The sequence below is a fragment of the Thioalkalivibrio sp. ALM2T genome (assembly GCF_000381505.1).
GTDB classification, from domain to species: Bacteria; Pseudomonadota; Gammaproteobacteria; order Ectothiorhodospirales; family Ectothiorhodospiraceae; genus Thioalkalivibrio; species Thioalkalivibrio versutus.
Genome location: NZ_KB906556.1, coordinates 37257 through 61797, shown reverse-complemented (window position 1 = coordinate 61797; position 24541 = coordinate 37257). Strand labels below are relative to the sequence as shown.

The window sequence follows — 24541 nt, the reverse complement described above, 5'->3', positions numbered from 1 at the left end:
CGATGGCGGGGTGCCTCAAACCAGGTTGTCGCGGATCGCGCGCGAGACCGCGTCCAGCTCCGCCGGAACCTTGGCTGGCTGAACCACGCTCTGGGCGATGGCCGTATCCGGGTCCTTCAGGCCATTGCCCGTAAGGGTGCACACCACGGTGGAGCCTTCCGGGATCTTGCCATCGCGGATGTCGCGCAGCGCACCCGCCAGCGACGCGGCAGAAGCCGGTTCGCAGAACACGCCTTCCTTTTCCGCCAAGAGCTTCTGCGCAGCCAGAATCTCGTCGTCCTGGCACTCGTCGAACCAGCCACCGGATTCCTCGCGGACCTTCCACGCCATGTCCCAGGACTGCGGATGGCCGATGCGGATCGCGGTCGCCACAGTGTCCGGGTTATCGACCATCGCCCCACGCATAAAGGGTGCGGATCCCGCCGCCTGATAGCCGACCATGTGCGGACGGTTGCCCACCATGCCGCCACCCGCGTACTTGCAGTGACCCTTGCAGTAGGAGCAGGCATCGGTCACGTCATCGCTGCTCTTGGCCGCCATCTCGCTGTACCCGATCCAGTGCGCGGTGATGTTCCCCGCGTTGCCGACCGGCAGGCAGTGGTAGTCCGGGGCGCGGCCCAGTTCCTCGACGATCTCGAAGGCGGCCGTCTTCTGGCCCTGCAGGCGATAGGGGTTCACCGAGTTCACCAGCGTCACCGGCGTATTGGAGGCAACCTCCTTGACCAGACGCATGCCGTCGTCGAAGTTGCCCTCGATCTGGATCACCGTGGCACCGTGCATCATCGCCTGGGCGAGTTTGCCCAGGGCAATCTTGCCGTCCGGGATCACCACGAACGCGGTGATGCCCGCACGCGCCGCATACGCCGCGGCAGCGGCCGAGGTGTTGCCGGTGGAGGCGCAGACAATCGCCCGCGAGCCCTCCTCGATGGCCTTGGTCACGGCCATGGTCATCCCCCGGTCCTTGAACGATCCGGTCGGGTTCAGCCCCTCGAACTTGACGTAAATCTCGACCTCGCGCGTGAGCTCGCGCGGGATGTTGTTCAGGCGGATCAAGGGCGTGTTGCCCTCGCCCAGCGAGATGATGCGCGTGTCGTCGTGTACCGGCAGGCGGTCACGATAGCGCTCGATCAGTCCGGTATAGCGATGTCCAAAGGCCATGGTGTTCTCTTCGTCGTTGCGAAAGGGATAGAGCGCCGATTAGCGCGCCAGTCCTTCCATGCGGATACGGGTAATCGGGGTCAACAGATGATCCAGGGCCTCGATCGCGGCAATCGCCTCGTTCATCGCACCCTCTCGAACCTTGTGCGTCAGCATGATGATCGTGGCCTCGCCGCGCTCCGGGTCCGGCTCGCGCTGCAGGATCGCCTCGATGCTGATGCCGTGCTCGCCCAGGATCCGGGTAATGTCGGCGAGTACGCCGGGGCGGTCCTGGGTGCGCAAGCGCAGGTAGAAGGAGGTCTCCACCTCGGCAAGATCCAGCACCGGCTTGTCCGACAGGGCATCCGGCTGGAACGCCAGATGCGGCACGCGGTTCTCCGGATCGGTGGTCAGGGCGCGCACCACGTCGACCAGATCGGCCACCACTGCGGAGGCGGTCGCCTCGGCCCCGGCCCCGGCGCCGTAATAAAGCGTCGGGCCGACGGCGTCGGCATTCACCAGCACGGCATTCATCACGCCGTCGACGTTCGCGATCAGCCGGCGCTCCGGGATCAGCGTCGGGTGCACCCGCAGCTCGTAGCCCTTCGGCGTCCGCCGGGCAATGCCCAGGTGCTTGATGCGATAACCGAGTTCGGCGGCGAAGCCGACATCCTCGCGGGTGATATCGCTGATCCCCTCCACCGCGACACGGTCGAACTGCAGCGGGATGCCGAAGGCGATCGAGGCCAGGATCGCCAGCTTGTGCGCGGCGTCGATCCCCTCCACGTCAAAGGTCGGATCGGCCTCGGCATAGCCCAGTGCCTGGGCCTCGGCCAGCACGTCCTCGAAGTCGCGACCCTTGTCGCGCATCTCGCTGAGGATGAAGTTACCGGTGCCGTTGATGATCCCGGCCAGCCACTCGATCTGGTTGCCGGCGAGACCCTCGCGGATCGCCTTGATGATCGGGATGCCACCGGCCACTGCCGCCTCGAAGGCCACCATCACGCCCTTTTGCTGAGCACGCTCGAAGATCGCGTTGCCATGCAGTGCGATCAGGGCCTTGTTGGCGGTGACCACGTGCTTGCCCGCGTCAATCGCGGCCAGCACCAGGCTCAAGGCGGGATCCGTCCCGCCCATCAGTTCGACGACAACCTCGACCTCCGGATCGTTGACGACCTCGGCCGGATCGGTGGTCAGGCGGATCTGCGAGCAGTCGCATTCGCGCTCGCGCTGGATGTCGCGCGCGGCGGCCGCCACGACCTGAATGTCGCGACCCGCGCGGCGGGCGATCTCGGTGCCGTTGCGCGCGAGCACGTTGATCGTCCCGCAGCCGACAGTTCCCAGTCCCAGAATTCCGATCTTTACCGGCGTCATAGCCTTGCTGTCCTTGACGTCGGGCACCAGCGGCGCCCGGTGTTCATTGCGTTGAGGGTCTGCGGCGGTCGAACTAGCTGCCCGAACCCGGATTATCCTCGGAGGCGTCGGCCAGGATCGAGTCCGCGCGGAACATCGCCTTGATCCCGCGCAGGGCCTGGCGCGTACGCTGCTCGTTCTCGATCAGGCTGAAGCGCACGTGGTCGTCTCCGTAGTTGCCGAAACCCACCCCCGGCGAGACCGCCACCTTGGCGTCGCTCAGCATCTTCTTGGCGAACTCCAGCGAGCCCATCTCGCGGTAGGGCTCGGGGATTGGCGCCCAGACGAACATGGTCGCCTTCGGCTTCTCGACCTGCCAGCCGAGTTTGTTCAGCCCCTCACAGAGGACATCACGGCGCACCCGGTAGAGCTCGCGAATCTCCTCCACGCAGTCCTGCGGGCCTTCCAGCGCCGCGATCGCAGCGACCTGGATGGGGGTGAAGGTGCCGTAGTCGAGGTACGACTTGATCCGCGCCAGGGCCGCGACCAGGGTCGGGTTACCGCACATGAAGCCCACGCGCCAGCCCGGCATGTTGTAGGTCTTGGACAGGGTGTAGAACTCCACCGCAATGTCCTTCGCCCCCGGCACTTCGAAGATCGAAGGCGCCTTGTAGCCATCAAAACTGATCTCGGCATAGGCCAGGTCGTGCACGATCCAGATGCCATGTTCCTTGCAGATTGCCACGACCCGCTCGAAGAACTCCCGATCCACGCACTGGGTGGTCGGATTCGCCGGGAAGTTGAGGATCAGCATCTTCGGCTTCGGCCAGGAGTCCTGGATCGCCCGCTCCAGCTCGGCGAAGAAGTCGACATCCGGAGTCAACGGCACATGGCGCACATCCGCGCCGGCGATCACACAACCATAGGGATGAATCGGATAGGCCGGATTCGGCACCAGCACCGCATCGCCCGGCCCCAGGGTCGCCAGCGCAAGGTGCGCCAGGCCTTCCTTGGAACCGATGGTCACGATCGCCTCGGTCTCCGGGTCCAGATCGACATCGAACCGGGTCTTGTACCAGCGCGTGATCGCCCGCCGCAGCCGCGGGATGCCCTTGGACACGGAATAGCGGTGGGTATCGCCGCGCTGCGCCGCCTCGCACAGCTTGTCCACGATGTGCTGCGGCGTCGGCTGATCCGGGTTGCCCATGCCGAAGTCGATGATGTCCTCACCGCGGGCGCGGGCCTCGGCCTTCAACTGGTTCACGATGTTGAAGACGTAGGGCGGGAGGCGCTCGATACGGGGAAAGACGTCGGTCACGGATTCTGGGTCCTGGTTGGGGCTAGGGAAACACTGATCAATGTACCCGCTCGCGCTCGAGTCGCTTTTGCGTGCGAACCAGGCGCGGCGACTGCCGTGCAGTCATTCTGCACAAGGGAACCGCAACGCCGTTCCCGCGCAAAAGCGGCCGAGCCCCTTCTTTCCATGGCTTGCGGGGGTTGGCACCCCAGGTTCCCCGATCCTGCGTTGCGCCGCTTACGGGTAGAACCACTACCCGCTGCGCGACGCGCCTTGTTTCGGAAAACCTGGGGTACCAACGCGAGCGTGTACATTAATCAGTGTTTCCCTAACGGTCGCTTTGCAGGGCCAAAACGGCCCCTCCGGATGCCGCACCGGAAAGCGCGCCAAAGTATAACCCGGGCCCTCGGCTGTCAACGAATCGAGGCTTGGGCACTCCCCCAAGCGCGGATGGAATCTTGAGCCTGTCGCGGGCTCGGAGTAGCGTAAAGGGATGCTGTTTTCCGAAGTCACCAGCGAAGACTCCTACATCGTGACCGGCTACGAGTCGGGGCGCGTCGGAATCAACCAGATTGCGCACAGCCGCAGCCTGATCGTGCGCCCGCACGAACTGCGCACCGACTGGCCAGTGGAGTCGATCGAACAACTGGGCGTGGATCACCTGCAAGCAATACTGGACGCGCCGCCCGAGGTCCTGCTAATTGGCACCGGTACGGTCCAGCAATTCCCGGACCGCGCCGTCTGGCGTCATCTGCGCTCGCAGGGCCTGGGGGTGGAGATCATGGACACCGCGGCCGCCTGCCGCACGTACAATCTGATCATGGCCGAGGGCCGTGACGTCGCCGCGGCCCTGATCATCAACGGATAAGCCCCTGCCCCGGCAGCCAGATCAGGAGTTCGGCAGGACCTCGTCACCCTTCATTCCACGCGACTCCAGCAGCTTCCGCAGCCGCTTCAGCGCATCCATCTGAATCTGCCGCACCCGCTCCCGGGTCACGCCGATCTCCGCCCCCACCTGCTCCAGGGTCGAGCGCTCGAAACCGTGCAGCCCGAACCGCCGCACCAGCACCTCGCGCTGCTTGTAGTCCAGTTCTTCCAGCCAGGCATCCACCAGATGATGAAGATCCTGATCCTCCAGCAAAGTGGAGGGCTCGGGCGCATTCACGTCGGCAAGGATATCGGCCAGCGAGCGATCGCCGTCCGGGCCCGACGGCAGATCCATCGAGGTGGAGGGTTCGGACATCGCGCGCAGCTTCTGGATCTCCGCCACCGGCCGACCCAGACGCTCAGCCAGCTCTTCCTCGGTGGGGTCGCGGCCCAGTTCCTGCGTCAGGTTGCGCGCAATCCGTGCGTGCATGCGCAACTCCTTGCTCACATGCACCGGAATGCGGATGGTCCGCCCCTGATTCATCAGGGCCCGTTCGATGGTCTGGCGGATCCACCAGGTGGCGTAGGTGGAAAAACGAAAGCCGCGCTCCGGGTCGAATTTTTCCACCGAGTGCATGAGGCCGAGATTGCCCTCCTCGATCAGGTCAAGCAGCGGCAAACCCCGGTTCATGTAGCGACGGGCGATTTTGACCACCAACCGAAGATTGCACTCGATCATGCGCCGGCGGCCACTCTCATCTCCCTCGCGCGCCAGACGCGCGTACTTGCGTTCTTCCTCGGGGGTCAGCAGCGGGCGGTACTCGATATCCCGCAGATAGATCTGGATCGCATCCAGTTCCGCGGGACGCGCGTCGCGCAGGGTTTTCGGTCGTACCGGAGCGCCTTCTTCCGGTTTCAAGCCGGCGGTGACGTCGGGTAGCACCGCCTCCGAGACGTCTTCCGGGTCCTCGGATTCCTCGATCTTTTCGACCGGATGGGCCAGATCCTCGGGCACCTGGATCGCCTCCTCCTGATCCGGATCATGGGTCAGGTTGTCGTTGTGCAGTTCCGGAGCGGCCGGTTGCCGGGTCTTGGCCATGTAGTGTCCTGCTCTCGGTCGAGTCAGCGGTCCGGGAGGTAGCGCGCCGGGTCTACCGGCGTCCCGTCCACCCGGATCTCGAAGTGCAACATCGGGCGCTCGGCCCCCGATGACCCCAGACGCGCGATGGTGTCGCCCGCCTGCACCTGGTCACCCTCGCTCACCAGCAATTCATCGTTGTGCCCGTAGGCACTGAGGAACCGCGCGTCGTGCTTGAGGATGATCAATCGACCATACCCCACCAGGCCGCCACCTGCATAGACCACTTCCCCGGCCCGCGTTGCCCGTACGTGATCCCCCCGGTCGCCGCCGATCGCAAGCCCTCGACGCGTGCCGCTGCTGGAGAATCCGCGCAGCACCTCGCCCGCCGCTGGCCATTGCCAGCCACCCGGATCGGAGGGCGGCGGACTCGAAGTCGACGAGCTTGAGGTAGAGCCGGACGAGGTTCCGCCACCGCTGTCGCGGCCAGAGGCGCCCGAGGATGGTTGCCGCGTGCTCGGCGCTGAAGAGGCCTGTGGCGCGCTGGGCGGCGACGAGCGCGCCGCACCTCGCAGCCGCAGGCGCTGACCGGGATGGATGACATAAGGGGCACCGATGGCATTGCGTCGGGCCAGATCGCGCCATTCCAAGCCGTAGCGCTGGGCAATGCGATACAGCGTCTCGTTGCGCTGCACCACATGGGTGTCCGGCATCGAGGCCCCGCTGGGCGCACGCGCCGCACAACCGGCCAGGACACTCGCAACCAGGACCAGCACCAACCCCGTCACCAATCCCTGAACCATGCGCCGGCGCATGTCAGTCCATTACCAGATAGATCGCCATGGTCACGGCCAGCAGGATAATGGCCGCCCAGCCCAGACGCTCCATATACGGTCGCAGATGGCGCTCCGCCCGCGGCCCGGCCCAGGCCATGAACAACGCGACCAGGAAGAAACGCAGCCCGCGCCCCACCAGCGACGCGATCAAGAACGGCAACAGGGCCATCGAAAGCGCCCCGGCGGTCACGGTGAACAGCTTGTAGGGGATCGGTGAAAAGCCGGCGACCAGGACGACCCAGACTCCCCAGGTGTCAAACCAGACCTCGGCCTGGCTTAACTCCTCGCCGTACCCGACCTGATGCAGCCAGGGCCCGATCCACTCGAACGCCAGCCACCCGATCAGGTACCCGAGCAAACCGCCAAGCGCGGAAAACAGGGTGGTCAGCGCGGCCAGCCGCCAGGCGGAACGCGGCTGCGCCGCCGCCATCGGCGCAAGCATCACGTCCGGGGGGATGGGAAAGAACGAAGACTCGGCGAACGAGAGCCCAGCCAGATAACGCGGCGCATGACGATGGCGGGACCAGGCCATCACCCGGTCGTAGAGCGGCTCGAAGAGCTTCATCGATGCCGTACCGCCGCGACTAGTTCAGTCACAAATGCCTCGACCTGCATGGTCCGCCGTCATTGCTCGGCCCCCGGAAGCATCGGCACGAACATCACCGCGTCCAGGATATCGCGCACATAGGCCTCTTCCGTCCGGGTATAGCGCACCAGCTGCTGACGCCCGTCCGGGCCTTCCACGGGCGCGACCAGGCGCCCGCCCAGCGCCAGTTGGGTCAGCAACGCCTCGGGAACCTCCTTCGGCGCTGCGGTCAGGATGATGCCGTCAAACGGCGCCTTGTCCGGCCAGCCGTCGGCCCCGTCACTGTGCCGAAGATTGACGTTGTTGATGCCCAGACGGCTCAACAGTTCGCGGGCGTTCCGGCTAAGCGCCTGAATGCGCTCCACCGAGAACACCCGATCCACGATCTGCGCCAGGACCGCCGCCTGATAGCCGGAGCCGGTCCCGATCTCCAGGACCGTCCGGGGGCGCTCGCCCTCGAGCAGTGCCTCGGTCATGCGCGCGACGATAAAGGGCTGGGAGATGGTCTGGCGATGTCCGATCGGCAACGCCGTGTTTTCGTAGGCGCGATGGCTCAGCGCCTCCTCCACAAACAAGTGGCGCGGAATCGAACGGATCGCCTCCAGTACTCGCGGGTCGCGGATGCCCTGCCCCTCCAGCAACCGGACCAGTCGGTCGCGGGCACGCTGCGAGGTCAGACCGGCCCCGGTGGCGTCAGGAACCATGTCCAGCCTCCGGGAGCGAGTCGTCCAGCCAGCGTCCCACCGTGTCGATGGCGTCAAAACGCGTGAGGTCGACCTGGATCGGCGTCACCGAGACGTAGCCCTCGCGAACTGCGTGGAAGTCGGTACCCGGGCCGGCATCCTGTTCCGACCCGGCCGGCCCGACCCAGTAGATCGGGCGCCCGCGGGGGTCCTCGTCCGCGATCATCGGCTCCGCCCGATGGCGATGCCCCAGGCGCGTGGCCTGCACACCACGGATCTCCGAGCGCGGCAGATCGGGGACATTCACATTCAGGATGGTGGCCGCCGGTAGCGGCACGCGGTTGATGCGGTCCAGCAATTCGACCACTACGCTTGCCGCAGCATCGTAGTGCTGCAGATCCGGACCCACCAGCGACACCGCAATCGACGGGAGCCCCAGAAAGCGTCCTTCCATCGCAGCTGCCACCGTGCCGGAATACAGCACGTCGTCGCCCATGTTCGCACCGGCATTGATGCCGGAGATGACCACATCCGGCTCCTGCTGCAACAACCCCGTGATCGCCAGGTGCACGCAGTCCGTCGGGGTCCCGTCGACCTGTACATCACCGCTCTGGAGGTGACGCGCCCGCAGCGGCCGCACCAGCGTCAGGCTGTTGCTGGCACCGCTGCGATCCCGGTCCGGGGCCACCACGTGCACCTCGGCAATCCGCCGCAGATGCGTCGCCAGGCACTGGATGCCCGGGGCGTGAATTCCATCGTCGTTGCTAACCAGAATGCGCATGCAGGAACAGGGCCGTTGGGAGGGCGTTCAATATACTGGAAACCGTCCAGGGAGACGCTCTCGAATCGACTCGATCGCGCCCGCCCCCCGAAAAGTGCGAGTATCCTGCCATGAACTCCGGGGATGATCCCAACGATTTCGACGAATTCCTGCAGGCCGTTGGCAACGTGCGACGGCTGCACAGTGATCAGGCCGATGTCCGTCCCCCGCCTCCCGCCGCCCGGGCACGCCAGCGAGAGGCCGACGAGGCGCGCGCCCATGCCGACTGGCTGAGCGATCCGCTTAACGCCGCCGATCTGCAACCGGGCGATGAACTCCGCTTTGCCCGCCCCGGCATTAGCCCGCGCGTATTCCGCAAGCTGCGGGGCGGTCACTACCGCGTACAGGACGAGATCGACCTGCACGGCCTGTTCGCCGACGAGGCGCGCCGCGCGATTGGCCTGTTCCTTGACGATGCCCGCCGGGGCGGCGCGCTGTGCGTACGCATCGTGCACGGCAAGGGCCTGCGCTCACGCCACAAGGGTCCGGTACTCAAGGGGCTGACCGACCACTGGCTGCGCCAGCGCGACGATGTCCTTGCGTTCTGCTCCGCGCGGCCGACCGACGGCGGTACCGGTGCCGTCTATGTCCTCCTCAAGCGGTCGCGGAGCCCGGATCCCGGGCGCTAAAAGCCGCATCCACAGACCATCTTCCCCGCGACAAACGGCGCCCTCACATACGCCTTTCGATATATTCGCATTTTGCGATTTGGATGCTTAGACTGGATCCAGACCCGCAAGGCGGAACCCGGAATCCTGACCCGGATTCATCTATCATTTGGTGAACACCGACCTTGCGCTTTAGCCACGATCGGTCCATGCTTTGTACAGGTCTTGTACAGACACAGGACGCAACGGACTCTGCACTACGAGGTATTTGCCATGAAGAACTGGAAGCTTGCCCCCCTGGCCCTCGGCCTGATCGCCTTCTCTGCCGCCAGCGGCCAAGCGGGCGCAGACAGCATGCCGCAGCTCTCTCAGGACGACCTGCAAGAGCGCATCGCTGCCAATCGTGACGCCATTCAGAAATTTGCCAGCACCCTCCAGGGTGAACTGATGACCGCCATGCAGTCCGGCGGCCCCACCGAGGCGATCCAGGTGTGCAACGAGCGCGCCCCCGCCATCGCGCGTGACATCTCGGCGGAAACCGGCATCCAGATCGGACGCACCAGCCTGAAGCTGCGCAATCAGGACAACGCACCCGACCGCTGGGAACGCCTGACCCTGCAGGGTTTCGAGGCCCAGCATGCAGCCGGCACTCCAGCCCCGGATCTGCCGCCGCGCTTTGGCGTGGTCGAATCCGATGATGGTGACCCGAAATTCCGCTTCATGGCGGCCATCCCGACTGGCGGCGCCTGCCTGACCTGCCACGGCTCCGACGTCAGTGGCGACGTCAAGCACGCGCTGGAACGTCTCTACCCCGACGATCAGGCGACCGGCTTCCGCGAGGGTGACGTGCGCGGCGCCTTCACCGTGACCCAGGAAATGTAGGCATTCCGGGACCATCGGAAGAGGCCGCCTCCGGGCGGCCTTTTTTGTGGCCGGGACGATCCCCGGGCGCCCACCACAGCCTCCATTCTTGAGCACAACCGCACCGGAACGTGCTATTTTCGTGCCATGGAAGCCGAGATGGGCGCCCAAAAAACGCCCCTCCGCGTGCACGACCCCCAGACCCGACCGAAACGCCATATATGACGCGAACCATAGATGCCGAACTGCTTGCCCTCGCCGTCGATGCCTCCAATGACGGCATCGTGATCGCCGAGCGCGAGGGCGACGACAATATCCTGATCTACGTGAATCGTGCCTTCGAGGAACTGACCGGCTATCGCTCCGAGGAGATCCTCTACCGCGACTGCCGCTTCCTGCAGGGCGAGGATACCGACCAGGACGTACGCCAGGAGATTCGTGCGGCCATCGACGAAAACCGGCCCTGCCGTGTGACCCTGCGCAACTACCGCAAGGACGGCAGCCTGTTCTGGAACGAGCTGTCGCTGACCCCGGTGTTCAACGACGAAGACCGACTCACCTACTACATCGGTATCCAGAAAGACATCACCGACCGCGTGGAAGCCGAGCAGCGCGCCGAACGCGCCGAACGCAAACTCAAGAACTCCGCCTGACGCCTGCTCAGGCGCGATCCTCTGCCCGCGGGACGCAGATCGCCTCAAGCACACCGGTCGCATACTCCCCGGCCCCCAGCTCCAGCGTCAGCCACAGGTCATCCCCCTCCCAGCGCCACTCCACGGCGCCTGGCACCATGCGCAGCGCGCGCCGCGCCGCCTTCACGTCCGCCTTGGCCAGCCCTTCCGCCAACGCCGACTCGCCAGCGGCCATCGCCGTCTCCAGTGCCTCGACCTCGCCTTCCGTCTGCATCGCACCCTTGCCCCACAGCGGCCCCGTCGGATGGAGATCCAGCCGGGCCGCGCGCGCCTCGATCTCGGCATCCACTTCCGCCACCGGAAACACGCTGCCCGAGCCCTCGAGATTGGCCACGTCGCCCGGCAGCAACCGGTCCCAGTCGCCGCGGCGGACCCGCTCGGCCAGTACCGCGTTGAAGATCGCGGAACGGGCGGCGGACAAGAGCAGACTGCGCTGGTTGCGGCTGCGCGGCGCGCGACCGCCCCCCAGCCAGGCCCGCGCCTTGGCCAGGTTGTCGCGGCCAAAGCGTTGCGCCCCGAAGTAGTTGGGAATCCCCCCGCTACGGATCGCCTCGAGGATCTGTTCCGCGGCCGCGCGATCGCCCTGCACATCACCCAGACGGATCTCGAAACGATTGCCCGCCAGATGCCCAGTACGCAGCTTGCGCGCATGGCGGGCGATCTGCAGCACCCGCATCCGGCCCGCCGCCTCCCCGCCGTCCTGGGCGGCATTCCAGGCCTCCGCCCGGGCCGTCCAATCCGGCTCGGACTCCGGCGGGCATTGCACGCTGAACCACTGGCGCGTCACCGCCTGGCGGTCCTTGCGCCCGGCGTAGCTGACCTTGCCCCGGCCTGCGCCCGACTCGCGCGCCAACCAGACCGCCACGTCCTCGCTGTTCAGCAGGCGCTTCTCGATCTCCAGCCAGACATGTTCCCCCTCACCTTCGGGCGTCGTTGCCGGCAATTCCTCAACCCGGAAATCTTCCGGGCATGCCTTGATCATCGCGGTCAGGGGCGGGCGCCAGGGGTAGGGTGTCGCGTTCATCTCGGGCTCCTGACTCATCGGGGGGATGCCGGCCGGGCCACATCGTCGCGCACATAGACCGGCTGCGCGTCTTCAGGCGCCACCGCCTCGCCGCGCTCCCAGGCATCCACCGCCAACAGCGCAACCTCTTGCGCGTCGGGCAACGCGTCGGCGTACTCCGCCTCGCTCGCCAGCCCCTGGGCGGCGGCCAGATCGGGGAAGGTGGCGAAGGCCGACCCCAGCCCATAGCGCTCGCCCACCGGCCAGGCCACAACCAGGCTCTCCGGTGCGGCCACCTGCTCCGGCCCAAGGCCCACGCGCTCGCCCTGAACCGGACAAAGGCTCCAGTACACCTCCCCCATGCGTGCATCCAGCGCCGCAAGCACGGCCGCCGGCCGGCGATCATCGCGCAGCGCCTGTTGGGCCAGAGCCTGCAACGTGGAGACCGGAACCACCGGGCGGTCCAGGGCGAAGGCAATCCCCTGCGCCACGCCCAGTCCCAGGCGTACACCGGTAAACGCCCCCGGCCCCCGTCCGACGGCCACGCCATCCAGACTGCTGCGCGGCACGTCCGCCTCGCGCAGCAATTGCTCGATCTGCCCCAGGATCAGCTCGCCATGCCGGCGCGCCGCACGCTCGCGCACGCAATGGATCTCGCCATCAAGATAAAGGGCTGCCGAACACTGTTCGGAAGCGGTCTCCAGTGCGATCAAGCGCATGTGTTGCGTCCCCGGGCCTGCTCGAGAAAACGCAGCGCGGCGGCCGGCTCCCGCGTACGGTGAAACGCCGGCAGGCTGGCCAGAAAGCGCCGGCCGTAGGATTTTCCGGTTAGCCGCGGATCGCACAAGGCGAGGATACCCGCATCGTCGGCGTCCCGAATCAGCCGCCCCGCGCCCTGCTTCAGCGCCAGCACGGCCTGCGGCAGGGTGAATTCCATGAACGGGGAACGCCCCTCCGCCTCCAGCGCGGACGCGCGGGCCTGCAGCACCGGATCATTGGGGGCGGCAAACGGCAAACGATCAATGATCACCACCGACAGTGCCTCGCCGCGGATGTCGACGCCTTCCCAGAAACTGTGCGCCCCCAGCAGCCATGCATTGCCCGACTCGCGAAAACGCGCCAGCAGGTCGCCCCGCGGCTGCTCGCCCTGCACCAGCAGTTCGCGATCAGCGGGCAACTCCGCACGCAGGATCGCCGCCGCTTCCTGCAATGCGCGATGGCTGGTAAACAGGAAGAATCCGCCGCCCGGGTTGTCACGCAGAAGCGGCCAGGCCCAGGCGATGCAGGCGCGGGTATAACCCGGGTCGTTCGGATTGGGCAGCGGGGGCTGTGGGTGGACCAGGCAGGCCTGATTGGGGAAATCGAACGGGCTGTCCAGGCGTTCGCTTGCGACATCGGCCGGCAGGCCGAGTCGGCGCGCCGCATGGCCGAAGTCCTCGCCCACCGCCAGGGTGGCCGAGGTGAAGATCCACGCCGCCGGCCGCGCGGCGCGCCGCTGTGCCAGCGGCCGTGCCGCATCCAGCGGTGTCCGGTGCAGGATCAGGCTCTGACTGAAACGCTCCGCCCAGGCCACCGTGTCCGGGGTCTCCTCGCGCCAGTCGCGCAGGCGTTCCAGCAAAAGGCCGCTGCGCCCGCGCAGCTGCTCCAGGCCTGGTGCCCGTGCGGCCGCGGCCTCCAGCGCGTCGCCGACAAAACCGAGATTCGTATCCAGCCGATCCAGCAACGGATCGAGCTCGCCGCCGGGACTGACCGTATCCCAGCTGGAGCGGCCCTCCCAGGTGCGCGAGGCATCCAGCAACTCGGCCACACTCGCCTCCAGCTCCGCGATGCGCTGGCGGATATCCAGCATCTCCGGGGCATGCTGTTCCTGCTCGCGCCGGGTGTCCCGTGCCAGTTCGCGCAACGCGCGCGTGCCGACCGCAATGCCAAAAAACGACCCGGCGATATCCGGCAGCTGATGAGCCTCATCGACAATCACCGCGTCGACCTCCGGCAGGAGTTCGCCGAAGCCCTCTTCTTTCAGGGCCATATCCGCGAGCAGCAGGTGATGATTGACCACCACCACGTCGGCCTCCTGTGCCCGCTTGCGGGCCTGCACCACGAAGCAGTCGTTGTAGCTCGGGCATTCCCCTCCCAGGCAGTTGTCCACGGTCGAGGTGACCTGCGGCCACAACCTGGAGTCCTCCGCGAGGATCCCGGCCTGCCCCAGGTCGCCGGTAGGGCTTGTACGCGCAAACCGCTGCAGGGCCTCGATGACCGGCAACTGCTCGCGGCGCACGGGGCTGCCGGTCGCCCCCCCGGCCTCGGCCGCGGCCAGCTCCAGGCGGTAATGGCACAGATAGTTGGCGCGGCCCTTCAGCAGCGCAGCCCGCGGGCGATATCCCAGGGCCTCGCAGACCACCGGCAGGTCGCGATCGAAGAGCTGGTCCTGCAGGGTCTTGGTTCCGGTGGAAATCAGGGCACGCCGGCGCGACTGCAGGATCGGCACGAGATATGCGAAGGTCTTGCCGACCCCGGTCGCCGCCTCGACCAGCAGGGCGGTGGGCGCAGTCGCCAGCGCCTCTTCGACCGCCACGGCCATGCGTTGCTGCGGCTCGCGCGGACGGAAGCCTTCGACCGCAGTGGCCAGATCCCCGCCCGGGCTCAGGGCCCGTACCGCCGCCGACTCCACCGTTACCGCGTTCGACGAGTCAGACAATGTCGGCTTCCAGGCGGCGGATCGCCTCGCGGGCCTCGTCGGCCCCGGCCGCGTCGCCCTGCGCCTCGCGGGCCTTCAGGATCAGTCGCCAATTCTGCAGGGCCAGGTCGCGGTCTCCACCGCCCACCATCTGCAACGAACGACCGGCCAGCCGCTCGGCCTGTTGATAGCGCCCCTGTTCCATGCGCAGCGTGGCCATCTGGTGCCAGAGCCCGGCATCCCGCGGCGCGATCCGCAAGGCGCGCTCCAGACGCTGCTCTGCTCGCGCGGTGTCCCCTGCCTGGCGCGCGGACTCGGCCTGCTGGGCCAGGTTCAGGGCCGCGGCGGGTGTCGGCGCGCGTTCCGGCTCACGGGGTTCGGCCCGATCTTCGCTGGGCGCTGCATCCTCCCCGGTGATATCCCCGTCGTCGGGCACCGGGGCACTCGCATCCCGGGGCGCCGGCGTTGCACAGGCGGCGAGCAGCGCGGCCAGCGCAACAGTACCCAGCCACTGCGCCGGGCGCCAAGCCGGACCGGCAGGCAGCGCGACGCGAAACGGGGATCGTGCGGTACTGAACATCTTCACCGGAATAGCCTCTCGAACCAGCCTTGCGGGCTGGAATCACTGCGCAGATCACACTCGGCGCGTGTCTCGGGGCTCGAATTCTGCCAGAACGGCAGCCTCTTCACCGACTCGCAGGCGTGATCTTCGCTTTCCACACGCAACCCGGAGGCAAGATCGACCCCCTGATAGTCGATGCCGGGGTGGCCCTCCAGGCGCAGGGATTGCACCCCGATCCCCGCCATGATCTCCGCCCACACCGGCGCGGCGGACACTCCACCGGTCAGACCGGTGGGACGGTTGTCGTCCATACCCAGCCAGACCACCGCCACATGGCGATCATCAAAACCCGCAAACCAGCTGTCGCGAAAGTTGTTGGTGGTCCCGGTCTTCCCGGCCACGACCTCACCGTTCAGGCGCGCATTGATCCGGCTCCCAGTACCTTCCCGGGTCACGTCATGCAGCGCGTGGGTCAGCAAACGCACCGCTCCATCCGACACCGCGCCCTGCAGGGACAGCCCGTAGTGCGAGAGCATCTCGTCGTCCTGATCCAGCACGTCGCGGATCACCCGGGTTTCGGTCGCGTAGCCACCATTCGCCAGAGCCTGATAGAGCCCGGCCACCTCCAGTGGCGAGAGCTCGATCGCACCCAGCGCCAGCGACGGCAGTGGGGCCGGTGTGCGCTGCAGACCCAGCGTCTGCAACAAGCTGACCACCTGCGAGATCCCGATATCCTCGGCCAGACGCACCGTAGCGATGTTGTACGACTGCACCAGGGCCTCCCACGCGGTCACCGGCCCCCGGTGTTCGCGGTCGAAGTTGCGTGGCGTCCAGGGCTCGCCATGCGGCAGCTGCAGCGTCAGCGGGCTGTCGTCGAGGAGCGTCGCCAGGGTGTATCGGTTCGGGTTGGTCAGAGCCGCGAGGTACACGAACGGCTTGATCACCGAGCCGACCTGTCGCTGGGCCTCCACCGCCCGGTTATAGCCGGGATAACGCGGGTTGCGATCCCCGACCACCGCCAGCACCTCGCCAGCCTGCGGGTCGGTCACGACGGCCGCGGCCTGCAGATCCTCAAGGTCGATCCCGCCCCCGCGACGCCGGACCAGGTCGTCCACGCCGCGTACCAGCCGTTCCTCGAGGCGCATCTGGACGACCGGATCCATGGTCGTGAAGATCCGCAGGCCTTCGCTGCGCAGGTCCTCGTCCGCGTAATCCGTACGCAGCTCCCGGCGCACCAGGTCCAGGAACGCCGGAAAGCGGCTGCGTCCTTCCGGCATGACCGGGGAAACATCCAGCGCCGTCGCCAGCGCCCGATCCACCCGGTCGCGCTCGGCCAGTCCGGTCTCGGCCATCGCCTCCAGCACCCGGTTCCGGCGCTGCGTGGCACGCTGCGGATAACGTCGGGGGTCGTAGTAACTGGCCCCGCGCGCCAGCCCCACGAGCAGCGCCAGCTGGTCCAGCCGCAACTCGTTCAACGGGCGCTGATAGTAGAACTGCGCAGCCTGACCGAAGCCGTGGATCGCCCGTTCACCGGTCTGCCCCAGAAACACCTCGTTCAGGTAGGCCTCGAGGATCTCCCGCTTGTCATAGCGGTGCTCCAGCAACAGGGCCATCACCGCTTCGTTCAGCTTGCGCGTCAGCGTCTGGTCACGGGTCAGGTAGAAATTCTTCACCAGCTGCTGGGTCAGGGTGCTGCCACCCTGCACCGTGCGTCCGGCCCGCAGGTTCGCGAACGCGGCCCGCCCGATGCCGACCGGGTCCACCCCCCGATGGGACATGAAACGGCGGTCCTCGATCGCCAGCAAGGCCCCGATCAGCTCGCGCGGCACCTCGTCGATATCGACCAGGATACGGTCCTCCCCGTGGGTCGGATAGATACTCCCAATCAGCAGCGGCTCCACTCGCATCAGGTCAACATTGCGCCCACTGGACTGCTCGGTGACCGACTCCACGCGACCCTCGGACAGGCGCACCCGCACCGAATGCGCCGGCTCCCGACCGTCGCCAAAGGTGAACGGCCGCGTGGTCAGGCGCGCGCTACTGCCTTCGAAGTGGAACTCGCCGGGCCCAGCGCCATCCGGGGTCTGGCGATAATTCAGGGTGCGCAGCTCGGTCTCCAGCGCATCCGCGGTCAACGGCCGCCCCGCATAGAGCTCCAGGGGCCGCGCATACACCCGCGCCGGCAGCGCCCAGCGCTGCCCCTCGAACCGTTCACGAATCTCCCGGTCCAGTTGATGCACATAGATGCCACCCACCGTAAGGCCGGCGAGCAGCAGCCCCGCCAGGGTCCAGCTGCCCGCACCGAACAGGCGCCGGAGTCGGCCCCTTCGGGGCGCGCTTCGCTTGCGGGAACGTGTAGTGGCTTTTCGCGGCATGGCGTGTGATGGGCGAGGTGACCGAAACGGCAGCAATGGTAACCTGATGCGTAAGCGAAAACGGGTGCATGGCCGGCGATTCCGGGAAAAAGACCCGGCTCCCGATGCCCCACACCCCCACGGCCTACTGCGGAGCCCCGATGACCGAACTGGAACAGCACCACAAGCGCCTGCACCAACTGGTCGCGGACCGCGGATTTCCCGCCCCGGTGCCGGATGCCAACACCGTGCGCACCATCGAGACCCACATCTCCACGGTCATCCTCGCGGGTGAGGACGCCTACAAGTTCAAGAAGCCGCTGAACCTCGGTTTCCTCGACTTTTCCACCCTCGAGGCTCGCCAGCACTACTGCGAGACCGAGTTGGAGGTCAATCGCCGTCTGGCACCCCAGATCTACCTGGAGGTTGCCACCCTCAATGGCGACGATGCCCACCCCGTCATCAACGGCGAGGGGCCCACCCTCGACTACGCTGTGCATATGCGCCGGTTCGACCGCAAACGGCAGCTGGACCTCCTTCTGGACAAGGGCCAACTGCCCGCCGCCGCCATGGATGCCCTGGGGCACTACATCGCCGCCTTCCACGAACGCACCGAACGCACCGATGCGCAGTCCGAGTACGGCACCGCAGAGGCCGCCACCCAACCGATGCTGGACAACTTCCCGGCCCTGAACGAGACCGTTCGTGGTGCGTCGGACCGGGCACGCCTGGAGCGGCTGGGACAGTGGACGCGATCGGAAATCAATCGATTGCAGGCTACACTTAAAGCTCGGCATGACGCGGGTTTCGTGCGCCATGGCCATGGCGACCTGCACCTGGGCAACCTGGTCTATGTCGATGACGAGAACGGCGAGGAAGTGCCGGTCGCCTTTGACGCGATCGAGTTTGACCCCGCCCTGCGCTGGATCGACGTGATCTCCGAGATCGCCTTCACCACCATGGATCTCCTGGCCCGTCAGTCGCGCGCCCACGCCTGGCGGCTCCTCAACGCCTACCTCGACGGGCGCGAAGACTTCGACGGGCTCGCGCTCCTGCCGTTGTACCAGGTCTATCGCGCACTCATCCGGGCCAAGGTCCAGGGCATTCACGGGGCCGAGGCGCAGCTCCCTTCCGACGAACAGGCGGCCCATCAGGCGGAAATGGGCCGCTATCTAGCCCTCGCCGAGCGCCTGACCGAACCTGGATCCCCCCGCCTGATCCTGATGCATGGCGTCTCCGGCAGCGGCAAGACCGTGATCAGCACACAGATCATCGAAGCCCTGGGCGCCGTGCGCCTGCGCTCGGATATCGAACGCAAACGCATGTCCGACGTCGTCTCCTACTGTGCCGACGCCCGGGCCCAGATCTACGGCCATCTGCGCGAACGCGCCCAACGCCTGCTGGCGCTCGGCCTGACCGTGGTGGTCGACGCCACCTTCCTGACCCAGGACCAGCGCGCCCCGTTCCAGCGTCTGGCACTGGAACAGGCGGCCGGCTTTGCGGTGGTTGCCTGTCGCGCCCGTGACGAAGTACTGCGCGAACGACTCGAGGCCCGCACCCGTGCGGGCCGTGATGCCTCGGATGCCGGCGTCGAGGTGATGGAACAGCAACAGCCGCAGCAGGAATGGCCCGCCCCCGAGGAGGGCCGCATCGAGGTGGCCCCGGAGGCACCGCTGGATCCGGACGCGCTCGCCCGCCAATTGCTGCAACCCGTCGCAACCTGAGCGACCGCGTACAATCAGCGATAGACAGACTCCGTCCACTACGAGACACAGGAACTGGCTCGCTCGCCCTCGAGCCCGGAACCCGACCAAGAACCCGCAGGAGCGCCCATGCATCATCACCGCCCCGGTCCGCTCGACCGAATCCGTCGCACCCTCACACCCATTGCTGTCGGCGGGCTGCTGGCCATCGGCTCCACCGCCCAGGCCGATGCCCTGCTGCACTACGTCGACGACGAAGGACTGGAGAGCCAGATCCTGGTGCGCGGCGACATCGTGCGCATGGAGCTCAACGAGTCCATCAGCGGCACCTCCGGCTACATGCTCTTCGACGCCAGAACCGACCAGCTGACGGTCGTGGACGACACGGAACAGACCTACACCCCACTGAGTCGCGAGGTGATGGACCAACAGATGCGCGCCATGACCGATATGGTCAGCGACCTGCGCCGGCAAATGGAGCAGCTCCCGCCCGAGGTGCGCCAGCAGCTCGAGGAGCAGCTGGGCATCGGGGCGGAGGGTTTCGAAGCCGAGATCGACACCCGCGCCACCGGCGAACAACGCGCGATCGGGGACTTCGTCTGCGACGATTACGAGGTGCTGATCGACGGCCAGGTGCAAAGCACGGTCTGCGTAACGGAGCCGGATACCCTGGGCCTGGGCAGCGCGGATTTCGCGACCCTGGGCGCCCTGATGGATCGCCTGTACGAGCTGTCCCTGAACGCCCTTGAGGCCGGCGGGCCGATGGCCTCGCAAATGGGCGCCTCCTTGCTGCCGCGCGTCGACGGCATCCCGCTGCAGGTCAGCGAAAAGGACGGCTTGACCACGCGCCTTGCCGGCATCTCCACCGACGACCTCAGCGCCGCTCTCTTCATCGTCCCCGACAGCTATGCCGAACGCGACCTTTTCTGACACCTGGCGTCGACGGCTGCCGCTTGCCCTGGCCGGCCCCGGGCTTCTGCTGCTTGCGGCCTGCAGTGCGGGGCCCGAACCCCGCGGAGGGGACACCGCGCCCGTTGCCACACCCGAAGGCCTTGCGGACGGCCCAATGAGCCCCACGCCCGAGGCTGGCCTGGAACGCTCCGAGGTCGTGCTGACCGCCCTCGGTCACCTCGACACCCCGTACCAGTACGGCGGCACCGATGCCACCGGGCTGGACTGCTCGGCCCTCGTCCAGCGGGCCTACCGCGAGGCTGGGCGCGCCGTCCCGCGTACGACACGCGACCAGGCCCGCGCCGCGACCCGGCGCGAGGGACCGCCCACACCGGGTGACGTGGTGTTCTTCGCCATTAACGGGAATCAAATCGACCACGTCGGGGTCTACGTGGGAGACGGCCGCTTCGTGCATGCGCCCAGCGCACGGGGTCAGGTTCGCATCGAGCATCTGGACAACCCGTACTGGGCGCCCCGAACCCGCTTTGCCGGTCATTTCTTCAACTGACCGCGATCAGAGCTCGCCCGTCGTCGCCAAACTCACCGCTGACGGCGCGCATACAACCCCATCCTGGCCAGGCCTGGAATCACAATAGAGGAAGGAACCATGAAAACACTCCCCGGTATTTCGCGCACCCTGCGCCACTCCGCCCTGGCGATCGGCCTGGGCCTCGGTCTCGCCGTCGGCGGCACCGCCAGCGCCTATGAGACGTTCATGGAGACCGACGAACGCGTCATCTTCACGACCGAAGGCGAATACGACTTCTACTTCGAGATGGTCGAAGAGGCTATCGCCGCTGAAGGCCTGGTCATCAACAACGTCGGCTACATCGCCAACATGCTGGACCGCACCGGCGGACAGGAAAGCGGCGAAGGCATCTACCTCAACGGGCAATCGGTCGACTTCTGCAGCGCCACCTACTCGCGCGCGACCATGGAGGCCGATCCGCACAACATGCTCTTCTGCCCCTACATCATCACGGTCTACGAGCTCTCCGAGGAACCGGGCACAATCTACATGGGCTACACGCCGGTTCCCGAGGTCGGCGACAAGGACTCGAAGGAAAGCCTGCGCGCCGTGAACGAACTGGTCGAGCGCATCATCAAGGAAGCCCTAGCCTTCTGACCCCAGGGGCCATTGTCGCAACGAAAAATGCCCGGCAGCCTTGCGGCCCCGGGCATTTTTATGTCCCCTGTCCTACATGGCTAGGACAGGGTGATTCGGACAGGCGTGAACCGGGTCAGGGCGTCTGATCCTCTTCCGCCCCTTCCTTCTTCACCGGCAGCAGGACCTGACGGTCTACACCCAGCATCAACGCCGCGGTCGCCGCGATGAAGATGGACGAGTACGTCCCGACGACCACCCCGATAATCAGCGCAATCGAGAAGTTCTGCAGGGCCGCCCCACCCAGAATGGCGAGGGAGAGCAACACCAGCAGGGTGGTCAAGCTGGTCACGATGGTCCGCGCCAGGGTCTTGTTCACCGCATTGTTCATCACCTGCTCCGTGCTCTGCTTGCGCAGCACACGGAAATTCTCGCGTATTCGGTCGTACACCACGATGGTGTCATTCAGCGAGTAGCCAATCACCGCCAGCACGGCGGCCAGCACCCCCAGGTCGAACTCCATCTGCAGCAGCGAGAAGATCCCCAGCGTGATCAGCACGTCGTGCACCAGGGCCAGCACCGACCCAATGGAGAAGCGCCACTCGAAACGCACTGCCACATAGATCAGGATGCCGGCCAGCGCATAGATCATCGCCAGACCGCCCTGCTCGCGCAGCTCCTCGCCGACGGCCGGACCGACGAACTCCACGCGGCGAAGGTCCGGATCAGACGGCCCACCATCCTGCAGGGCGTTCAGGACCCGGTTGGACAACATCGCCGGATCATCATCGTCCTCGCTTGGCGGCAGACGAATCAGCACATCACGCGAGGTGCCGAAGGTCTGCACCTGCGCCCCCGAGAATCCGCCTGCGGACAACGTGTCGCGGATCGGGTCCAGTTCCACCGCTTCGGGGTAGCCCACTTCCACCAGCGTCCCCCCGGTGAAGTCGATCCCGAAGTTCAGCCCGCGGGTGGCCAGCAGCGCCACCGAGATAATGATCAGGACCAGCGAGATCGCGATCGTAATCTTGCGCTTGCCAAGGAAATCGATGTGCGATTCAGCGAAATTCAGATGCGGAAGCATGGTTTTCTCCGCGCTCAGATGGACAGGCGCGTCAGTCGACGCTGGCGCCCGTAGGTCAGATTGACGATTGCGCGGGTCACGATGATCGCGGTGAACATCGACGCGATGATCCCGATCGACAACGTGATGGCAAAGCCCTTGATCGGCCCGGTACCGAACAGGAACAGCACCAGCGCCGCAATCAGCGTGGTCACGTTGGCGTCCGCGATGGTGGTGAACGCTCGGTCATAGCCCGACGAGATAGCCGCCTGGGGTGACAGTCCGTTGCGGATCTCCTCGCGTATGCGTTCGAAGATCAGCACGTTGGCGTCCACCGCCATACCGACGGTCAGCACGATCCCCGCAATCCCCGGCAAGGTCAGGGTCGCCTGCAGCATCGACAAAACCGAGACGATGAAGATCAGGTTCAGTGCCAGCGCCACGTTCGCGATCAGTCCAAAGGCGCGGTAGTAGAGGATCATGAAGATCATCACGAGGATGAACCCGATCACCACCGACTGCATGCCGCGATCGATGTTCTCCTGGCCCAGGCTCGGCCCCACCGTGCGTTCCTCGACAATCGACATGGGCGCGGCCAGCGCACCGGCGCGCAGCAGCAACGCGAGGTTGCGTGCCTCACGCGTGGTATCCAGGCCCGAGATCTGGAAGCGTCGGCCCAGCGGCTCGTTGATGCGCGCAACGTTGATGACCTCTTCGCTGCGCGAGGTACGCATGACCTGCTCGCCGTCTTCCTCCACCGTCTCGGTGGTCGTCTCGATGAACACCGACGCCATCAGGCGGCCCACGTTATCCGAGGTCACGCGCGAAAAGATGCGCGCCCCCTGGCCATCGAGATTGATGAACACGGCCGGGCCGCCACTATCCTGGGCAATCCCGGAAGAGGCGTCGGTAATGTAGTCACCGGTGAGCATCACCTGGCGCTGCAGCAGCACCGGGGTCCCGTCACGCTCGCGGTACAGACGCGTCCCGGACGGTGCGCGGCCCGATTCAGCGGCCTCCATCGGGTCACCGGCCTCGGAGACCAGGCGAAACTCCAGCGTGGCGGTCGCGCCGAGCACTTCCTTGGCCCGCGCAGTGTCCTGCACGCCGGGCAGCTGAACCACGATCCGGTGCTCGCCCTGCTGGGCAATGATCGGCTCGGCCACACCGAGCTCATCCACGCGCGAACGCAGGGTAGAGATGTTCTGCTGCAGGGCCTGACGGCGCAGCTCGGTCAGGTGGTCATCGCTCAGGGTGGCCACCATGCGGGTGGTGTTGCCGCTACCGCGGATCTCCCATTCCAGCTCGCCGCGATATTCGCGGGTCAGCCAGCTCTCGGCCGCCGCGAGGTTTTCCTCGTTCGCGAACATAACGGTTAGGTCACTGGAACTGCGCTCGATCGTGTCGAACGTCAGACGCTCGTCGCGCATCCTTCCGCGCAGCTCGTTGGAGTAGCGTTCCATCGCCGTGCCGATCACGGCATCCAGATCCACCTCCATCAGGAAGTGCACCCCGCCGCGCAGGTCCAGACCCAGCGCCATCGGCTGACCGTTGATCGCGCGCAGCCAGTTCGGCGTGGCCGGGGCCAGATTCAGGGCGACGGTGTGGTTGTCATCCAGGGCATTGCGCAGGATCTCCGCGGCCAGCGACTGCTCGTCGGTGGTCTCAAAGCGCAGGAGTAGCTGCCCGTCGTCCTGCTCCTCCACCTGTTTCGGCGTCACGCCCTGGGCACCCAGGATGGTGCCCATCAGGTCACGGATGTTCCCGTCGATCTCGCCGGTGACCGGATTGCCGATCTGCACCGACGGGTCTTCCGGGAACAGGTTGGGCGCGGCATACAGCCCCGCGCCCAGGACGACCACGACGATCAGGGCGTACAGCCACGCCGGATAGGAATTGCGCATATCAAAAACCCTGGAGGGCGTTTAGAGATCTTTCAGCGTGCCCTTGGGCATCACGGAGGCGACCGACTGCTTCTGTACGGCCACGTTCACGCCGTCGGCAATGTCGACCTTGATGAAGTCGTCGCTGACTTCGGTAATCTTGCCGGCCACACCGCCATTGGTGACGATCTCGTCGCCCTTGGACAGGGCCTCGACCATGGAGCGGTGCTCCTTGGCGCGCTTGCTCTGCGGGCGGATGATCAGGAAATACATGATCGCAAAGAAAATAACGATCATGATCAGGAACTCGATCATGCCGCCGCCGGCCGCTCCACCTTCCTGGGCATGCGCTGCAGAAATCAGAAAGTCCATCGAAACACTCCGTCTTCGGTTCAGATTCGGACGCCACCGGGGAGCTCGGG

At 66.3% G+C, this 24541-nt stretch carries 24 protein-coding genes; 8 read left to right on the top strand and 16 right to left on the bottom strand.

Annotation, left to right across the window (positions count from 1 at the left end; genetic code table 11):
* Positions 1-15: 15 nt before the first annotated feature.
* The 3 genes from thrC to alaC form a co-directional block, all read right to left on the bottom strand.
* Entirely contained in the window at positions 16-1158 is a 1143-nt protein-coding gene (gene thrC / locus F816_RS0100255) for a threonine synthase (protein WP_019593034.1), read from the bottom strand.
* A 39-nt stretch (positions 1159-1197) separates the two neighbouring features.
* Positions 1198-2511, bottom strand: coding sequence for a homoserine dehydrogenase (locus tag F816_RS0100250; RefSeq protein WP_019593033.1), 1314 nt, complete (start codon positions 2509-2511; stop codon positions 1198-1200).
* A gap of 73 nt (positions 2512-2584) precedes the next feature.
* Complete coding sequence (gene alaC, locus F816_RS0100245; protein WP_019593032.1) at positions 2585-3808, bottom strand: alanine transaminase; 1224 nt, start codon at positions 3806-3808, stop codon at positions 2585-2587.
* Between the two features lie 472 nt (positions 3809-4280).
* Here alaC and F816_RS0100240 point away from each other — a divergent pair, with 472 nt between their 5' ends.
* A complete protein-coding gene (locus F816_RS0100240) occupies positions 4281-4655 on the top strand; it encodes an Mth938-like domain-containing protein (protein WP_019593031.1) in 375 nt (124 codons plus the stop codon).
* Positions 4656-4676: 21 nt separating this feature from the next.
* Here the strand turns inward: F816_RS0100240 and rpoS are convergent, their stop codons facing one another.
* Genes rpoS through surE form a run of 5 tightly spaced genes read right to left on the bottom strand, consistent with a single transcriptional unit; the run spans position 4677 to position 8618 of the window.
* Complete coding sequence (rpoS, locus tag F816_RS0100235) at positions 4677-5753, bottom strand: RNA polymerase sigma factor RpoS (protein WP_019593030.1); 1077 nt, start codon at positions 5751-5753, stop codon at positions 4677-4679.
* A gap of 23 nt (positions 5754-5776) precedes the next feature.
* A complete protein-coding gene (locus F816_RS0100230; RefSeq protein ID WP_019593029.1) occupies positions 5777-6547 on the bottom strand; it encodes a peptidoglycan DD-metalloendopeptidase family protein in 771 nt (256 codons plus the stop codon).
* A 1-nt stretch (position 6548) separates the two neighbouring features.
* Positions 6549-7133 carry a YqaA family protein gene (locus tag F816_RS0100225; RefSeq protein WP_019593028.1) on the bottom strand — a complete coding sequence of 195 codons (585 nt, stop codon included), beginning with the start codon at positions 7131-7133 and terminating at the stop codon, positions 6549-6551.
* Between the two features lie 59 nt (positions 7134-7192).
* Positions 7193-7858, bottom strand: coding sequence for a protein-L-isoaspartate(D-aspartate) O-methyltransferase (locus F816_RS0100220; protein WP_018169643.1), 666 nt, complete (start codon positions 7856-7858; stop codon positions 7193-7195).
* A complete protein-coding gene (surE, locus tag F816_RS0100215) occupies positions 7848-8618 on the bottom strand; it encodes a 5'/3'-nucleotidase SurE (protein WP_018145818.1) in 771 nt (256 codons plus the stop codon). Before surE ends, F816_RS0100220 begins: the two co-directional genes overlap by 11 nt.
* A gap of 110 nt (positions 8619-8728) precedes the next feature.
* Between surE and F816_RS0100210 the strand changes: the two genes are divergently transcribed.
* The 3 genes from F816_RS0100210 (at position 8729) to F816_RS0100200 (ending at position 10779) form a co-directional block, all read left to right on the top strand.
* Positions 8729-9286 (top strand): Smr/MutS family protein, encoded by a 558-nt coding sequence (locus F816_RS0100210; RefSeq protein ID WP_018650212.1) that lies wholly within the window; start codon positions 8729-8731, stop codon positions 9284-9286.
* Between the two features lie 252 nt (positions 9287-9538).
* A complete protein-coding gene (locus tag F816_RS0100205) occupies positions 9539-10147 on the top strand; it encodes a DUF3365 domain-containing protein (protein ID WP_019593027.1) in 609 nt (202 codons plus the stop codon).
* Between the two features lie 200 nt (positions 10148-10347).
* The gene (locus F816_RS0100200; RefSeq protein ID WP_018169641.1) at positions 10348-10779 is read left to right on the top strand and encodes a PAS sensor domain-containing protein; all 432 of its coding nucleotides are present in this window, start codon (positions 10348-10350) and stop codon (positions 10777-10779) included.
* Positions 10780-10786: 7 nt separating this feature from the next.
* Here F816_RS0100200 and truD read toward each other — a convergent pair whose 3' ends face one another.
* Genes truD through mrcB form a run of 5 tightly spaced genes read right to left on the bottom strand, consistent with a single transcriptional unit; the run spans position 10787 to position 17435 of the window.
* Positions 10787-11842: a tRNA pseudouridine(13) synthase TruD gene (truD, locus tag F816_RS0100195; RefSeq protein WP_019593026.1), complete on the bottom strand. Its 1056-nt coding sequence runs from the start codon at positions 11840-11842 to the stop codon at positions 10787-10789.
* A 14-nt stretch (positions 11843-11856) separates the two neighbouring features.
* The gene (tsaB, locus tag F816_RS0100190; RefSeq protein WP_019593025.1) at positions 11857-12540 is read right to left on the bottom strand and encodes a tRNA (adenosine(37)-N6)-threonylcarbamoyltransferase complex dimerization subunit type 1 TsaB; all 684 of its coding nucleotides are present in this window, start codon (positions 12538-12540) and stop codon (positions 11857-11859) included.
* A complete protein-coding gene (locus F816_RS0100185) occupies positions 12531-14492 on the bottom strand; it encodes an ATP-dependent DNA helicase (RefSeq protein WP_019593024.1) in 1962 nt (653 codons plus the stop codon). The genes tsaB and F816_RS0100185 overlap by 10 nt, the downstream gene beginning before the upstream one ends.
* 19 nt (positions 14493-14511) lie before the next feature.
* Positions 14512-15084 (bottom strand): tetratricopeptide repeat protein, encoded by a 573-nt coding sequence (locus F816_RS0100180; RefSeq protein WP_019593023.1) that lies wholly within the window; start codon positions 15082-15084, stop codon positions 14512-14514.
* Positions 15081-17435, bottom strand: coding sequence for a penicillin-binding protein 1B (gene mrcB / locus F816_RS0100175; RefSeq protein WP_155998463.1), 2355 nt, complete (start codon positions 17433-17435; stop codon positions 15081-15083). Before mrcB ends, F816_RS0100180 begins: the two co-directional genes overlap by 4 nt.
* A 140-nt stretch (positions 17436-17575) precedes the next feature.
* On the opposite strand from mrcB, the gene F816_RS0100170 reads away from it, so the two are divergent.
* The 4 genes from F816_RS0100170 to F816_RS0100155 all read left to right on the top strand — a co-directional run bounded on the left by F816_RS0100170 (position 17576) and on the right by F816_RS0100155 (position 21194).
* On the top strand, positions 17576-19138 hold the full coding sequence (locus tag F816_RS0100170; protein ID WP_019593021.1) for a bifunctional aminoglycoside phosphotransferase/ATP-binding protein: 1563 nt from the start codon (positions 17576-17578) through the stop codon (positions 19136-19138).
* A 108-nt stretch (positions 19139-19246) separates the two neighbouring features.
* Entirely contained in the window at positions 19247-20047 is an 801-nt protein-coding gene (locus F816_RS0100165) for a hypothetical protein (protein WP_019593020.1), read from the top strand.
* Positions 20025-20576: a C40 family peptidase gene (locus F816_RS0100160; RefSeq protein ID WP_231363364.1), complete on the top strand. Its 552-nt coding sequence runs from the start codon at positions 20025-20027 to the stop codon at positions 20574-20576. The genes F816_RS0100165 and F816_RS0100160 overlap by 23 nt, the downstream gene beginning before the upstream one ends.
* A 99-nt stretch (positions 20577-20675) precedes the next feature.
* Complete coding sequence (locus F816_RS0100155) at positions 20676-21194, top strand: DUF302 domain-containing protein (protein ID WP_019593019.1); 519 nt, start codon at positions 20676-20678, stop codon at positions 21192-21194.
* A gap of 115 nt (positions 21195-21309) precedes the next feature.
* Here the strand turns inward: F816_RS0100155 and secF are convergent, their stop codons facing one another.
* From secF to yajC, 3 genes are read right to left on the bottom strand one after another with little or no spacing between them, the layout of a single operon-like run.
* Positions 21310-22257, bottom strand: a complete 948-nt coding sequence (gene secF / locus F816_RS0100150) for a protein translocase subunit SecF (protein WP_019593018.1) — start codon at positions 22255-22257, stop codon at positions 21310-21312.
* A gap of 14 nt (positions 22258-22271) precedes the next feature.
* On the bottom strand, positions 22272-24140 hold the full coding sequence (secD, locus tag F816_RS0100145) for a protein translocase subunit SecD (RefSeq protein WP_019593017.1): 1869 nt from the start codon (positions 24138-24140) through the stop codon (positions 22272-22274).
* A gap of 21 nt (positions 24141-24161) precedes the next feature.
* A complete protein-coding gene (yajC, locus tag F816_RS0100140; RefSeq protein WP_018145833.1) occupies positions 24162-24491 on the bottom strand; it encodes a preprotein translocase subunit YajC in 330 nt (109 codons plus the stop codon).
* Positions 24492-24541: the final 50 nt, after the last annotated feature.

Coding starts and splice junctions, on each gene's coding strand:
- secF (WP_019593018.1), bottom strand. CDS start 22,257: ATGCTTCCGCATCTGAATTTCGCTGAATCGCACATCGATTTCCTTGGC.
- truD (WP_019593026.1), bottom strand. CDS start 11,842: ATGAACGCGACACCCTACCCCTGGCGCCCGCCCCTGACCGCGATGATC.
- F816_RS0100225 (WP_019593028.1), bottom strand. CDS start 7,133: ATGAAGCTCTTCGAGCCGCTCTACGACCGGGTGATGGCCTGGTCCCGC.
- F816_RS0100240 (WP_019593031.1), top strand. CDS start 4,281: ATGCTGTTTTCCGAAGTCACCAGCGAAGACTCCTACATCGTGACCGGC.
- surE (WP_018145818.1), bottom strand. CDS start 8,618: ATGCGCATTCTGGTTAGCAACGACGATGGAATTCACGCCCCGGGCATC.
- F816_RS0100160 (WP_231363364.1), top strand. CDS start 20,025: ATGCCGAACGCGACCTTTTCTGACACCTGGCGTCGACGGCTGCCGCTT.
- tsaB (WP_019593025.1), bottom strand. CDS start 12,540: ATGCGCTTGATCGCACTGGAGACCGCTTCCGAACAGTGTTCGGCAGCC.
- F816_RS0100230 (WP_019593029.1), bottom strand. CDS start 6,547: ATGCGCCGGCGCATGGTTCAGGGATTGGTGACGGGGTTGGTGCTGGTC.
- F816_RS0100250 (WP_019593033.1), bottom strand. CDS start 2,511: ATGACGCCGGTAAAGATCGGAATTCTGGGACTGGGAACTGTCGGCTGC.
- F816_RS0100210 (WP_018650212.1), top strand. CDS start 8,729: ATGAACTCCGGGGATGATCCCAACGATTTCGACGAATTCCTGCAGGCC.
- F816_RS0100155 (WP_019593019.1), top strand. CDS start 20,676: ATGAAAACACTCCCCGGTATTTCGCGCACCCTGCGCCACTCCGCCCTG.
- F816_RS0100165 (WP_019593020.1), top strand. CDS start 19,247: ATGCATCATCACCGCCCCGGTCCGCTCGACCGAATCCGTCGCACCCTC.
- rpoS (WP_019593030.1), bottom strand. CDS start 5,753: ATGGCCAAGACCCGGCAACCGGCCGCTCCGGAACTGCACAACGACAAC.
- F816_RS0100200 (WP_018169641.1), top strand. CDS start 10,348: ATGACGCGAACCATAGATGCCGAACTGCTTGCCCTCGCCGTCGATGCC.
- F816_RS0100220 (WP_018169643.1), bottom strand. CDS start 7,858: ATGGTTCCTGACGCCACCGGGGCCGGTCTGACCTCGCAGCGTGCCCGC.
- yajC (WP_018145833.1), bottom strand. CDS start 24,491: ATGGACTTTCTGATTTCTGCAGCGCATGCCCAGGAAGGTGGAGCGGCC.
- mrcB (WP_155998463.1), bottom strand. CDS start 17,435: ATGCCGCGAAAAGCCACTACACGTTCCCGCAAGCGAAGCGCGCCCCGA.
- F816_RS0100170 (WP_019593021.1), top strand. CDS start 17,576: ATGACCGAACTGGAACAGCACCACAAGCGCCTGCACCAACTGGTCGCG.
- secD (WP_019593017.1), bottom strand. CDS start 24,140: ATGCGCAATTCCTATCCGGCGTGGCTGTACGCCCTGATCGTCGTGGTC.
- thrC (WP_019593034.1), bottom strand. CDS start 1,158: ATGGCCTTTGGACATCGCTATACCGGACTGATCGAGCGCTATCGTGAC.
- F816_RS0100205 (WP_019593027.1), top strand. CDS start 9,539: ATGAAGAACTGGAAGCTTGCCCCCCTGGCCCTCGGCCTGATCGCCTTC.